We start from the raw sequence: 12,938 nt of genomic DNA, 5'->3' as shown, positions 1-12,938 counted from the left end.
ATAAACGCATACTACCCCGAATTAACCCGGTTGCACCACGCCGCCCCTGTTGCGGCAATGCTGCCGCCTGCCTGCAACGGTCCCTGCCGCGATGTGGAATGAACCATACCTTGAAACCTGCTGCCGCTCGGCCCTGCACCGGCTGAAGCTCAGTGGTGAAAACGGGCGCCCGGCCGGCCTGCGCGATGATCCCTGCCTGCGCAGGCTCACGGGCATGGGTCTTGCCCATGAGCATGCCGGGACCCGCTTCACCATGACCGCGCAGGGGCAGGACCGCCACCGGACCGAAATACTGAAACTGGCCCCATGATCACCCATGCCGACATCTGGCGCGCAATCGACCGCCTCGCCGCCGAGCGCGGACTGACCCCTTCAGGCCTGGCGCGGGCGGCAGGGCTGGACAGCACCACCTTCAACCCTTCCAAGCGGATCACCCCCTCGGGCCGCCCGCGCTGGCCGGGCACCGAAAGCCTGGCCCGCACGCTCAGCGCCACCGGCATCTCCTTTGAGGGGTTCAGCCGCCTGCTCGCTGGCCATGGCGACCCCGAGGCGGACGGCAAGGTGCACCATTCCCACCTCAAGATCGCCCTGTTCTCGCAGCTCGCCCACCCGGAGCTTTTTGACGAAACCGGCCTGCCCGAGGGCGAACGATGGGAAAAATGGGATTTCCACGGCATGGCCGACCACCATTCCTATGCCGTGCATGTGGACTGCGATTCAATGGAGCCGATCTTCCGCCGCAATGGCACGCTGATCATCTCGCCCACGGCGGCCATACGCGTGGGCGACCGCGTGCTGCTCCATACCGCGCAGGGCATGGCCTGCTGCGGGCATGTAACCGAACGCTGGCATGATGCGCCCGTTACCGCCCCGCTACATGAACTCGTGCGCATCCGCGGCCTCGGCGCCATTGACGGGCAGGAAATCATTCTGGATGGCAACACGCGCATCCATCGCATCACGATGGCGTGCATGTAAGCACGCGCGCTGCGCCGCCCCGATATTTTCCTGCCTGGCATGACAGGTAGCGGCTGACTTTCGTGCAATTTTACACTATGTCTCGCGCATGACCGACACGCCCCTCTCCCTGATCCGCAATTTCTCGATCATCGCGCATATCGACCATGGCAAATCGACCCTGGCCGACCGCCTGATTCAGGCCTGCGGCGCGCTGACCCAGCGGGAAATGACCAATCAGGTTCTGGACAACATGGATCTGGAACGTGAACGCGGCATCACCATCAAGGCGCAGACCGTCCGCCTGACCTACCCGGCGGAAGATGGCAAGACCTACGTGCTCAACCTCATGGACACGCCGGGCCATGTCGACTTCGCCTATGAGGTCAGCCGCTCGCTCGCCGCGTGCGAGGGTTCGCTGCTCGTGGTCGATGCCTCGCAGGGGGTGGAGGCGCAGACCCTGGCCAACGTGTATCAGGCCATCGACGCCAATCACGAGATCGTGCCGGTGCTCAACAAGGTTGACCTGCCCGCCGCCGACTGCCCGCGCGTCAAGGAACAGATCGAGGAAGTGGTGGGCATTGACGCCGAGGACGCCGTCGAGGTCTCGGCCAAGACCGGGCTGAACATCGAGGCCGTGCTCGAGGCGCTGGTCAGGCGCCTGCCGCCGCCCACGGGTGATGCCGAAGCCCCGCTCAAGGCGCTGCTCGTCGATAGCTGGTACGACCCGTATCTGGGCGTCATCACGCTGGTGCGTGTAAAGGAAGGGCGGCTCAGGCGCGGCATGCGCATCCGCATGATGTCATCGGGCGTGGTGCATCTTGTGGACCAGGTGGGCGTGTTCGCGCCCCGCATGACCAACGTGGCCGAGCTTGGCCCGGGCGAGATCGGCTACATCAACGCCGCCATCAAGACCGTGGCCGACACCAATGTGGGCGACACCATTACCGATGACCGCCGCCCCGCCGAGACCCCGCTGGCTGGCTTCAAGCCCTCCATCCCGGTGGTGTGGTGCGGCATGTACCCCATCGTGGCCGATGACTTTGAAAAGCTGCGTGACAGCCTGGCCAAGCTGCGGCTCAATGATGCCTCCTTCCACTACGAGGCCGAAACCTCCGCCGCGCTGGGCTTCGGCTTTCGCTGCGGGTTCCTTGGGCTGCTGCACCTCGAGATCATCCAGGAGCGGCTGAGCCGCGAATTTGACCTGGACCTGATCGCGACCGCGCCTTCGGTGGTCTATAAAATGCAGCTGACCAATGGCGAGACGGCGGAACTGCACAACCCCGCCGACATGCCCGACCTGTCGCTGATCGAGAAAATCGAGGAACCGTGGATCAAGGCCACCATCATGGTGCCCGATGAATATCTGGGCGCGGTGCTGACCCTGTGCAGCGAGCGGCGCGGCGTGCAGGAAGACCTGACCTACGTGGGCAACCGCGCCATGGCGGTCTATCGCCTGCCGCTCAACGAGGTGGTGTTCGACTTCTATGACCGCCTGAAATCCGTTACCCGCGGCTATGCCAGCTTTGACTACCAGATGGACGGCTACGAGGAGAGCGACCTCGTGCGCATCTCCATCCTTGTCAACCAGGAGCCGGTGGATGCGCTGTCCTTCATCGCCCACCGCTCGGCGGCCGAGACGCGCGGGCGCTCCATCTGCGCCAAGCTCAAGGAACTGATCCCCCGCCAGTTGTTCAAGATCGCAGTGCAGGCCGCCATTGGCAGCCGCATCATCGCGCGCGAGACCATTGGCGCCATGTCGAAGGACGTAACCGCCAAGTGCTATGGCGGCGACATCTCGCGCAAGCGCAAACTGCTCGAAAAGCAGAAGGAAGGCAAAAAGCGCATGCGGCAGTTCGGCAAGGTCGAGATCCCGCAGAGCGCCTTCCTCGCAGCCCTCAAGATGGACCAGTAACTCCTGTCCCGACCGCCTGCCACGCCGAATTGCGGCGGGCGGGCGGGGCATGCCGTTTTCCCCTTGCGCGGACGGAATTTGGTGATATGTTCCGCACCCATCGGATACAGCCGCCCCACGGGCATGGCCAGACTTCGATACGGCTGGAGAGATGGCCGAGCGGCTTAAGGCGCACGCTTGGAAAGCGTGTGTACGTTAATAGCGTACCGTGGGTTCGAATCCCACTCTCTCCGCCACATATGATTTCCCCGATCCAGTCAGTCAGTTCTGTGCGCGCGGCCGAGTATCGTGCCGCATGCCCTGACGCGCGACCCTGTGTTCTTAGTCTGGTATCACCGGATTAATGGCCAGCATTGCGCCCCCATGCGGCACGGAAAGCATGATGTGACGATGCGTGCGGGACTATTGCAGTAACGAGGCATTTCCAACCGTCCAATACTGTAAATATCTGTAATTCAGATGTCGGGATTTTCAGGCACGAATGTGCTGCCGTCGCATCAATCCGCATGCTCATTTCGTAACAAAGAGTGACTGCGGCTTATCGACGGATTATTTTATTCCAGATAGCATGGCTCCTGCCCGTCACGGGAATGACATGATCCCGTCATGGCACGACAAAACAGCTTGCGGAATATCCGGTCTGCCGCGTATCAGGCGCGGCAACGGATATTGCGCTCAGGGAAGTACGAAGATCATTGGAAAAGAGTGCGTTAAACGAAAAACCCGGTGCAGGTGAAGGCCGGGTTGCCGTTGTCACGGGGGCAACGGGCGGTATCGGGCAGGCTCTCGTCCGTCGCATGCGCGCGCGGGGTTACGCCATCATCATCCTGTCGCGCCAGGCACGGCCCGATAGTTCCGGCATAACGACTGTCGTGTGTGACCTGACCAATAACGAGAGCATAAAGCAGGCCGCCGCCACCATTGCGGCCCGTACCGCAAAAGTAGATGTGCTGGTGCACTGCGCGGGCGTGATAACGCCCCAGCCCGTGGGCAGACTCGACAGCGCCACGATTGCCAGCCAGATTGCCGTTGACCTGACCGCACCGATTGAACTGACCAATGCCCTGCTGCCCATCATGCCGCGCGGGGGGCATATCGTTTTCGTCAATTCCATGGCGGCGGCTTTTCCGCTTGCGGGCAGCAGTGTCTATACGGCGGCCAAATTCGGCCTGCGCGGGTTTGCGCGCGCACTCGAGCAGGAGCTGCGGCCCCGGCGCATACAGGTTTCTTCCATCTATCCCGCCAGCGTCAACACCCCCATGCTCAGCCAGGAAATGGCGGCGGGCGGGTCGATCTACAACTTCATCGACCCGCCACAGGAACCCGATGTCACGGCGCAGCGCATCCTTGAATGCTGCGAGCGCGGCAGCCGCGAGATCTTCAGTTCCGTATTCGACAAGCTGTTCACCCACGCCTGCCTCACCTCCATGCGGCTGCTCAACCTGAGCCTGCCCATCATGAAACTGCTCGGGCGCCGGGGCCACCGCCGCTATCTGCGCGGCCTCACCACCCGGCCCTGACCCACGGGGCGGGTTCAGGCCTTCTGCAGCAGCGCGCGCGCCAGTTCATTATGCCGGTGGGCCAGGCGATCGGGATCATGTTCGGTGAACTGCCCGTCACGGATCAGTACGCGCCCGTTGACAATGGTGCAGGCCGCCCGGCGGGGCGTGCAGAACACGAGGGCCGCCACCGGGTCGGCCTGCGCGCCCGCATGGTCGATGCCGCGCAGGTCAAACGCCACGATATCCGCCGCCATGCCCGGCGCAAGATGGCCGATGTCATCGCGCCCCAGCACGGCCGCCCCGCCGCGCGTGGCCAGTTCCAGCACTTCACGCGCCTGCATCATGGGCTGGCCGTCCGGCGTTTCGACCAGGCGGCCGAGCAGCATGGCCTGCCGGGCCTCGCCCAGCATGTGGCTGCCATCATTAGATGCCGAGCCATCCACCCCCAGCCCGACCCGCATGCCCGCCGCAACCATGCGCCGCACGGGCGCAATGCCCGAGCCAAGGCGCATGTTGGAGCACGGGCAATGCGCCATGCCGGTATGGGTGGCGCCAAAACGGTGAATGCCCGCATCATCAAGCCGCACGCAGTGCGCGTGCCACACATCGGGGCCGATCCAGCCGGTATCCTCGGCATATTCCGCCGGTGTCATGTTGAATTTTTCGCGGCTGTAGGCGATGTCGCTCGCATTCTCGGCCAGGTGGGTGTGCAGCATGGTGCCGGTGGCGCGCGCCAGGGCCGCCGCATTGCGCATGAGGTCGCGGCTGACCGAAAACGGCGAGCACGGCGCAACCGCAATGCGCTGCATGGCAAGCGGCTCGGGGTCATGATAGGCCGCGATCACGCGCTCGGTGTCGGCCAGGATGGCCTCCTCGTCTTCCACCACGCTGTCAGGGGGCAGGCCGCCTTTGCTTTCACCCACGCTCATCGCGCCACGGGCGGCATGAAAGCGCAGGCCCATCTGCCGTGCCGCCTCGATTTCGTCATCAAGCCGCGCGCCGTTGGGGAACAGGTACAGATGGTCGCTGCTTGTGGTGCAGCCTGACCACAGCAGCTCGGTCATGGCCGTGCAGGCGGAAACGCGGATCATCTCTGGCGTCAGCCCCGCCCAGATGGGGTAGAGGGCCTGCAGCCACCCGAACAGCGAGGCATCCTGTGCTGCGGGAATGACGCGGGTCAGCGTCTGGTACATGTGATGATGGGTGTTGACCATGCCGGGCATGACCATGTGGCCGGTCATGTCCATCACGTCATCGGCGGGTGGCAACGGGTCGGTGGCGGTGCCAATGGCCGCCACCTGCCGGTCACGCACAAGCACCCAGCCGCCTTCAATCTCGCGCCGGGCGGCATCCATCGTGACGAGACGCAGTGCATTCTTGAGCAAAAGGGTACGAGCCATGGGCCATCACCATACAGAAACGGAAAAACCGGACGCTTATGCCGCATTTTGCGTGCCATGCCCATGGAACCACGCGAACGGGTGTGGTTTTTAGGATTCTGCAACCGTTGTCCCCTATGCTGAAGGAGTTCCCAACATGGCAGCACCCGCCGATACCCTGCATGTCGATCCGCTGGTATGGGGCCATGGCCCGAAAGTGTTCGAGGCGTTTCTGGAACCGACCTGCCCGTTTTCCGTCCGGGCCTTCACCAAGCTGCCCGAACTGCTTGCGGCGGCGGGGCCGGAGCGCATCACCATCAGGATCCGCCTTCAGTCGCAGCCGTGGCACATGTTCTCGGGCGTGATCGTGCGCTGCATCCTCGCCGCCGCAACCCTGCCAGACGGGCGGAACGCCGCGCGTGCCGTCATGGCAGCCGTGGGCGCGCACCGCGAGGAATTCGAGTTCACCAACCACTGCGCCGGCCCGAACATGGATGCGACCCCAAACGACATCATCCGCCGGATCGAACGCTATAGCGGGCTGGAACTCGCCACGGCCTTTGCCGTGCCCGCATTGCAGAAAGCCATCAAGTGGCAGTGCAAATATTCCCGCCAGAACGGCATCCACGTCTCGCCCACCTTCATGGTCGATGGCCTGATCGACCCTGCCATCAGCAGCGGCGATACGGTGGAAGAATGGATGGCGCGTATTTTTGCCTGACCGGCCATAAAGGGCAGAAGACCCGGAGCGCTGCCTTATATTTTAAAAAAGGCAGCGTTTCTCGAAGCTTTCTGGAAAAAAAGCTTCACCGGGAACTTTTCATGATTTTTATGAAAATGGTGCCGGGTGAGGGATTTGAACCCCCGGCCTTCGGTTTACAAAACCGCTGCACTACCACTGTGCTAACCCGGCATTATAGCATTGCTGCCATAGTGTTTCCCCTTTTTGCCGAAATGTCCCGCACGGTCAAGCAGGGATTCGCGGGGCTGAAAACTGCACGAAAAGCCCGTGCAGAAAACAGTATGCCAGCAGAAGACAGTTTTTGGTGAAGTGTTTTTCAAAAAGCTTCAGGGAACGCCGCCTTATTTTCAAAAAGGCGGCACCCAAAATGTTTTATCATTTATTATCAATACATTGATTGCAGATCATCCCTTAATGCGCTGCCATTTTCTTGGCCCAGGCAGCCCGGATGCGCGCGCGTTCGGCAGCACTCAGTCCGCCACTGCCCACCGACGGGGCCGGTGCGTTCGGGGTACCGGCCCGCGCATGGTGCCCATGACGCACCGGGCGCGAGGCATGCGGCGCAATGCCTGCGGCCGGGTTCTCGTTCACATCCCGGATCGCGCTGGCGCAGGATGAGTTCTTGCCCACGCCGCCTTCAATGGTGGGCAGCAGGCCGATGGGCGAGAACACGAAGCCCGTCAGCACCGATGCCACGGCACGGCCGATAATCTCGGCGCCGGGGCGGATACTGGGGCTTTTGAGCGGGCCGGTAATGTAAAGCGGGCCGGGAAAGGACGCGATGGCGAAATGCCGCGAATGCGTGAGCAGCGTATAGTCGATGGTGTTGTTGCTGAACTTGATGTCGCCCTTGCCCACGGTGCGGGTATCACCCGTTTCCATCAGCATGGTGCGGGTATGAAAGACGCCACTTTCCAGCGGCATGTCGGCAATCAGGCATTTGAGATCGGTGCGCGCGGGCAGGCCAAGGGCCGAGAGCAGCGCCTTGCCAAGTTCCAGCCCCAGCAGGTCGGGCAGGATGGCGGAAATATCGCCGCCTTCATCAAGCGCCACGGTCACGCCGCCATTGCCGCTGCCCACGATCTGGGCCAGCGACTGGCCATGACCATGCACCATGATATGGCCGCCAATAATGCCCTGCCCGTGCAGGTTGCGGCCCATCGCCTGCATGAGGCGGGCAAGGTCGATCCGTTCCATGTCGATGCGGATGCGCGCATCCACCCCGTTGCCCTGCGGCACGAAGGTGCCACTGCTGGCCAGTTGCCCCTTACCCACGCCAAAGTTCAGGTGGTGCACGTCGATCGTGCCATCGCGAATGTCCGCCAGCACGTCGATGTTGTCGAGCGGGACATGCTGGTTCTCGATATGGTCGCCATGATAGGCGAGATGGACATTGGTGGCCTTGAGCTTGGGCATGTTGATCGGCGTTGTGGGCAGCACGGCGCCGCTGGCCTCATGCGCCTTCTGCTCCGCCGCCTGCTGCGCGGTTGAAGGGTGGTCGCCCGGCGTCGCGCCAAAGAAACCACCCAGATCGGCAAGGTCCACATGGCGTGAATGCAGGTCGGTATCAACAAAGGTCACGGCCTGGTGCGGGTCCACGCTGATCGTGCCGCCAAGGTCGCTGGAGCCGACCGTGCCCTCGAATTCATGAAAGCGCACCCGGCCATCGACATAATCAAGGCCGCCCGCCACATGATAGGCGGGGGTTTGCGGAATCACCACGCCGGTCAGCGGATAAAGCAGCGACATGTCCGGCCCCGCCAGCGTCAGCCGAAGCCGCGCCCCCCTGAACGAGAGCGGGTCATCCACCGAGCCCACCAGCGTCAGCCGTGTGGGGCCGTGGCGCACGTCCACATCCACCGGGTAGGGCTTTGTCCGGTCCGCCAGCGAGACCAGCGCCCCACCCGAGAAATGCCCGGTAATAGCCTGCCCGGTATAGGTGCCGCGTACGTCCGCCACGATCCGGGGCTGCACGTCGCCCTTGCCTGGCGTGGTGTGCACCTGCGCGCGCATGTCGCTGCGCAGGCCCGCATGCACGAGGTGAAGCTGGCCGTCATTGATGTTGAGTTCACCGATCTGCGGCATACCACCCGAAGAACTGTCGCCACTGGCGGGGAACTGGTAGTTGGCCCGCCCCCCGCGCTGCTCGTTGAGTTCAACCACCGGTTTGTCGAGGGCGATGACCGGCAGGTCGATCCGGCCGCCAAGCAGGTGCCACAGGTTGAGGCCCACCATCAGGTGGTCGGCGGTGGCAAAGGGCGGCAGCTTTTCAAACCCGTCCGGCTCGTCAATCCGCACGCCATCGGCCGTGATGCGGATCACGCGCCCGATATGCACATGCAGGTGAGCCACCGTAACCTTGCGGCCCAGCGCTGCCCCCGCCCGGCGCTCCACGATGGGAATGAACCAGTCCCATGACCAGAAGATGACCAGCGCCATGATCGCGACAGCCAGCACACCCAGAACCGGAAAACGTATCTGTGCCAGCACGCCACGCCGCGCCGTGCTGTTCTTGGGTTCCGGTTGAGGCATTGCTGCAGGTGCTCCTTGTGCAGATGGGGGTCAGCCATCAGATGAACGACTGGCTACGGGGTGGAGTTGCGCCCATTCCCCCCGCACCCTTGCACGCCGCCGGTTAACGGCTGGTTCAGGCCCGTGCGCTTTGGGGTGGCGCAGGGGGCGTGCGTCCTGTATGCGATCAGGCAACTTTATCCCCTTCTTTAACCAGATTGACGCAAGAGGTCACTGTCATGCCCGCCTATCGTTCCCGCACGACGACCCATGGCCGCAACATGGCCGGTGCGCGCAGCCTGTGGCGTGCAACCGGCATGAAGGATGGCGACTTTGGCAAGCCGATCATCGCCATCGCCAACTCGTTCACGCAGTTCGTGCCCGGCCATGTCCACCTCAAGGATATGGGCCAGCTCGTGGCGGAGGCGGTAGCCGGGGCCGGCGGCATTGGCCGCGAGTTCAATACCATTGCGGTTGATGACGGCATCGCCATGGGCCATGGCGGCATGCTGTACAGCCTGCCCTCGCGCGAGCTGATCGCCGATGCGGTGGAATACATGGTCAATGCCCACTGCGCCGATGCGCTGGTGTGCATCAGCAACTGCGACAAGATCACGCCGGGCATGCTCATGGCGGCGATGCGGCTCAACATTCCCACCATCTTCGTCTCTGGCGGGCCGATGGAAGCGGGCAAGATCCTCAATAACGGCACCGAGCAGCAGGTCGATCTCATCACGTCGATGGTGGCGGCGGCCAATACCGATGTCAGCGATGAGCAGTCGGCCACGATCGAACGCTCCGCCTGCCCCACCTGCGGCTCGTGCTCGGGCATGTTCACCGCCAACTCCATGAACTGCCTGACCGAGGCGCTCGGCCTGGCCCTGCCGGGCAATGGCAGCCTTGTCGCCACCCATACCGACCGGCGCGAACTGTTCGAGCGCGCGGGCCGCGACATCGTGGCCCTGGCCAAGCGATGGTATGAAAATGATGACGCCACGGCTCTGCCGCGCGGCATCGCCACCAAGCCCGCGTTTGAAAACGCCATGACGGTCGATGTGGCCATGGGCGGCTCGACCAACACCGTGCTGCACCTGCTGGCCGCAGCTCACGAGGGCAAGGTGCCCTTCACCATGGCCGATATCGACCGCCTCTCACGCCGGGTGCCCAATCTGTGCAAGGTCTCGCCCTCACGCATGGACATCCATATGGAAGACGTGCACCGCGCGGGCGGCATTCCCGCCATCATGGGTGAACTGGCCCGCATGGGGCTTCTGCACATGGACGTGCCCAGCGTGCATTCCGCCGATCTGGGCACGGCGCTGGGCCAGTGGGATATCAGCGCCGCAACGGCGGATGAGGCGGCGCGCATCTTCTTCAGCGCGGCACCGGGCGGCGTGCGCACCACGCAGGCGTTCTCGCAGTCAAGCCGCTACAGGGCGCTTGATACCGACCGGGCGAATGGCGCGATCCGTGATGCGGAACATGCCTACAGCCGCGATGGCGGGCTGGCCGTGCTGTTTGGCAACTTGGCGGAAGACGGCGCCATCGTCAAAACCGCTGGCGTGGCCGACAACCTGCTCACCTTCACCGGGCCTGCCCGCATCTTTGAAAGCCAGGATGCCGCCGTCTCGGCCATTCTGGGCAACGAGATCGTGCCTGGCGACGTGGTGGTGATCCGCTACGAAGGCCCCAAGGGCGGCCCGGGCATGCAGGAGATGCTGTACCCCACCAGCTACCTCAAATCGAAGGGTCTGGCCGAGAAATGCGCCCTGATTACCGATGGCCGCTTCTCGGGTGGCAGTTCGGGGCTTTCGATCGGCCATATCTCGCCCGAGGCGGCGGAGGGCGGCATCATCGGCCTGCTCAAGGAAGGGGACACGATCGAGATCGACATCCCCAACCGCATCCTGCGCACCACCGTAAGCGATGCCACGCTGGCCGCACGCCGTGACGCGATGGAAGAGCGCGGCGAACGCGCCTGGCAGCCTGACCGCACGCGCACGGTCTCGGTCGCCCTGCAGGCCTATAGCGCGCTGACCACCAGCGCAGCCCGCGGCGCCGTGCGCGACGTAAGCCAGATCGGCCGCCGCACCAGCCGCTAAAAAAGCCCGGGTGCCGCCTTTTTTTGAAAAAGCGGCACCCTTTTCGGGGCTTTGTTCACAAGGCTTCAGCACAAAATCCTGTTTTCAATGGAATGCCTTACGCGCGCGGCAGGCAGGCCCTGCCGCGCCCCATGCGGCGGAACGTAGCCGTGACATGGTGCCGCAGCGCCGCAAGGTCCGGCAGGATGGCATTATGCAGCGAGCGCACGCTTTCATGCGTGGCATAAAAGCGCAGCGACGTGGCCAGCCCGGTGATGATGGCCGCCCCCACGAACACGCCATCCACTTCTATAATCTTTGAATCAAACATGACTTCCTGCCCTGAGCGGCCCTTTGCACCAGCGCGCCGTACGGTTTCCCCTTGGGTGGAAAAAACCCGCATGCCGGTCATGGCCTGTTTCTTGCTATTGTCGTAACGCGCCAACGTGGTCCGGACTGAAGGGTTGCCCGACGAACTGGCTATTAAAAACATTTTTTTACAGACACTTGCGTCCGATTTCGCAACACCGTGCCGTATCGTGTCGCCGCATGCTGTAGCACTTCATGGCAGGGATATAAAGTGTATTATTATGGCATTTCAAAGGCCAGTTTATATCATGACAAAACGATACTGGAACAATACATACAAGATATAATATATCTTTAATAAATTCAGAAATACGCGTTTTAATTACATAGATTTGATATGCAACCCTGCCATGAAGCATACCCCGCCTGCCGGGCAGGGCTGGCATGAAGCCGCTCTTCATGACAGGAAAGAGGCAGAACTGTTTTACCCTGAATACGGACTGGTCACGCCTTGCACCGCCCTGCATGCCTTCCCTACCCGCACCGCCTGCGCCGCCTGCTTCAGGGCGCGGGGGCCTGTCTTGCCATGGCCCTGCTGCCAGCTCCAAGCCATGCGGCACCGGCTTATCCCGCACCGATCATGGGGCCGCAGACCACGGCCCATGCCTGGGGCATTGAAACCCGTTTTGCCCAGAGCACGCCCTGCCGGGTGGAGATGACCATCAACCAGTCCATCTTCATGGCCCACATGCCGGAAATGATTCAGGCAGGGCTGTTCAACACGCAGGTCACACCCGCGCTGCAAAAACAGATCCCGCATTACCTCATGAACACATTGCAGATTGATGTGACGCCGGGCTTCGTGCACGCGCTGTTCACCCAGCGCGGTGCGCCCGCAAGCTGTCATTTCGACTGGTTCTATACCGCCCCCGATAGCTCCCGCCACCCCATGGTGGCCTTTGACATGACCCGCGCGGCCGATGCGCGGATTGACTGGGCGCATCTGCGCTTTGGCGACATGGCGGCCGCCACCCGCAACACGGTGGTCGACCCCCGGTTTGATGCGCTGGTCAATCAGGAGACGGTGGACGTGACCATTGCCCTGGGCCAGAACCAGAACGCGGCGGAGAGCGACCTTCCGCCCCCCTCAAACGTAGGCAAAGCCGCGCAATAACCGGTTGCCTCCCGAAGTTTGAGGATGCTGTCTTTTTTGAAAGGGTATTATGCTTTCAAAACTTTTCGAAAAAAGCGTTACCAAAAACGTTTATCGCTCCTCTTTCTGCAGTCTAAGGGGCTGCTTGAAAGTCAGGCTCAATAATATCCTGAAATTGTAAAAGTTTTTGGTGAAGCTTTTTTCAAAAAGCTTCAGAAGACGCCATTTTTTTTAAACGACGGCCCCAAAAAATTTTCCTATTTTTTATCAATGATTTGTTTTCAAACAATCTCTAGCAGCCTGTCGGGTTGGGGTACCCTGTGAAGGGGTAAGGCTGTAGAGTGTCGCGATGAGCCGCTTCATCCCGTTTGACCGATCCCAGCCGTATC

10 protein-coding genes and 2 tRNA genes are annotated in these 12,938 nt (G+C 62.3%); 8 read left to right on the top strand and 4 right to left on the bottom strand.

Annotated features, from left to right (window positions below):
• The first annotated feature begins 91 nt into the window (after nt 1-91).
• The 5 genes from CDI09_RS11010 to CDI09_RS10990 all read left to right on the top strand — a co-directional run bounded on the left by CDI09_RS11010 (nt 92) and on the right by CDI09_RS10990 (nt 4,392).
• Nucleotides 92-310 (top strand): hypothetical protein, encoded by a 219-nt coding sequence (locus CDI09_RS11010; RefSeq protein WP_078526152.1) that lies wholly within the window; start codon nt 92-94, stop codon nt 308-310.
• Nucleotides 307-978 carry a S24 family peptidase gene (locus tag CDI09_RS11005; RefSeq protein WP_078526150.1) on the top strand — a complete coding sequence of 224 codons (672 nt, stop codon included), beginning with the start codon at nt 307-309 and terminating at the stop codon, nt 976-978. Before CDI09_RS11010 ends, CDI09_RS11005 begins: the two co-directional genes overlap by 4 nt.
• Nucleotides 979-1,066: 88 nt before the next feature.
• Nucleotides 1,067-2,872 (top strand): translation elongation factor 4, encoded by a 1,806-nt coding sequence (gene lepA, locus CDI09_RS11000; RefSeq protein ID WP_078526148.1) that lies wholly within the window; start codon nt 1,067-1,069, stop codon nt 2,870-2,872.
• Between the two features lie 145 nt (nt 2,873-3,017).
• Nucleotides 3,018-3,108, top strand: a tRNA-Ser gene (locus CDI09_RS10995).
• 459 nt (nt 3,109-3,567) lie between these two features.
• Complete coding sequence (locus CDI09_RS10990) at nt 3,568-4,392, top strand: SDR family NAD(P)-dependent oxidoreductase (RefSeq protein ID WP_078526146.1); 825 nt, start codon at nt 3,568-3,570, stop codon at nt 4,390-4,392.
• A gap of 14 nt (nt 4,393-4,406) precedes the next feature.
• Here the strand turns inward: CDI09_RS10990 and CDI09_RS10985 are convergent, their stop codons facing one another.
• Entirely contained in the window at nt 4,407-5,774 is a 1,368-nt protein-coding gene (locus CDI09_RS10985; protein WP_078526144.1) for an 8-oxoguanine deaminase, read from the bottom strand.
• A gap of 136 nt (nt 5,775-5,910) precedes the next feature.
• Between CDI09_RS10985 and CDI09_RS10980 the strand changes: the two genes are divergently transcribed.
• Nucleotides 5,911-6,474, top strand: a complete 564-nt coding sequence (locus CDI09_RS10980; RefSeq protein WP_078526142.1) for a DsbA family protein — start codon at nt 5,911-5,913, stop codon at nt 6,472-6,474.
• Nucleotides 6,475-6,591: 117 nt separating this feature from the next.
• On the opposite strand, the gene CDI09_RS10975 is transcribed toward CDI09_RS10980, so the two are convergent.
• Nucleotides 6,592-6,666, bottom strand: a tRNA-Thr gene (locus CDI09_RS10975).
• A gap of 240 nt (nt 6,667-6,906) precedes the next feature.
• Nucleotides 6,907-9,027 carry an AsmA family protein gene (locus tag CDI09_RS10970; RefSeq protein ID WP_078526140.1) on the bottom strand — a complete coding sequence of 707 codons (2,121 nt, stop codon included), beginning with the start codon at nt 9,025-9,027 and terminating at the stop codon, nt 6,907-6,909.
• 218 nt (nt 9,028-9,245) lie between these two features.
• Between CDI09_RS10970 and ilvD the strand changes: the two genes are divergently transcribed.
• The gene (gene ilvD / locus CDI09_RS10965) at nt 9,246-11,108 is read left to right on the top strand and encodes a dihydroxy-acid dehydratase (RefSeq protein WP_078526139.1); all 1,863 of its coding nucleotides are present in this window, start codon (nt 9,246-9,248) and stop codon (nt 11,106-11,108) included.
• 97 nt (nt 11,109-11,205) lie between these two features.
• Here ilvD and CDI09_RS10960 read toward each other — a convergent pair whose 3' ends face one another.
• Nucleotides 11,206-11,418, bottom strand: coding sequence for a hypothetical protein (locus tag CDI09_RS10960; RefSeq protein WP_078527993.1), 213 nt, complete (start codon nt 11,416-11,418; stop codon nt 11,206-11,208).
• Nucleotides 11,419-11,907: 489 nt separating this feature from the next.
• On the opposite strand from CDI09_RS10960, the gene CDI09_RS10955 reads away from it, so the two are divergent.
• On the top strand, nt 11,908-12,570 hold the full coding sequence (locus CDI09_RS10955; RefSeq protein WP_236944475.1) for a hypothetical protein: 663 nt from the start codon (nt 11,908-11,910) through the stop codon (nt 12,568-12,570).
• The last annotated feature ends 368 nt before the right edge of the window (nt 12,571-12,938 follow it).

This window comes from Komagataeibacter nataicola, assembly GCF_003207795.1.
GTDB classification, from domain to species: Bacteria; Pseudomonadota; Alphaproteobacteria; order Acetobacterales; family Acetobacteraceae; genus Komagataeibacter; species Komagataeibacter nataicola.
This window is presented reverse-complemented; position numbering and strand designations above follow the sequence as displayed.

Bases quoted from the DNA above. Each gene is read 5' to 3' on its own strand.
- CDI09_RS11005 (WP_078526150.1), top strand. From the start codon at position 307: ATGATCACCCATGCCGACATCTGGCGCGCAATCGACCGCCTCGCCGCC.
- lepA (WP_078526148.1), top strand. From the start codon at position 1,067: ATGACCGACACGCCCCTCTCCCTGATCCGCAATTTCTCGATCATCGCG.
- CDI09_RS11010 (WP_078526152.1), top strand. From the start codon at position 92: ATGTGGAATGAACCATACCTTGAAACCTGCTGCCGCTCGGCCCTGCAC.
- CDI09_RS10970 (WP_078526140.1), bottom strand. From the start codon at position 9,027: ATGCCTCAACCGGAACCCAAGAACAGCACGGCGCGGCGTGGCGTGCTG.
- CDI09_RS10985 (WP_078526144.1), bottom strand. From the start codon at position 5,774: ATGGCTCGTACCCTTTTGCTCAAGAATGCACTGCGTCTCGTCACGATG.
- CDI09_RS10960 (WP_078527993.1), bottom strand. From the start codon at position 11,418: ATGTTTGATTCAAAGATTATAGAAGTGGATGGCGTGTTCGTGGGGGCG.
- CDI09_RS10980 (WP_078526142.1), top strand. From the start codon at position 5,911: ATGGCAGCACCCGCCGATACCCTGCATGTCGATCCGCTGGTATGGGGC.
- ilvD (WP_078526139.1), top strand. From the start codon at position 9,246: ATGCCCGCCTATCGTTCCCGCACGACGACCCATGGCCGCAACATGGCC.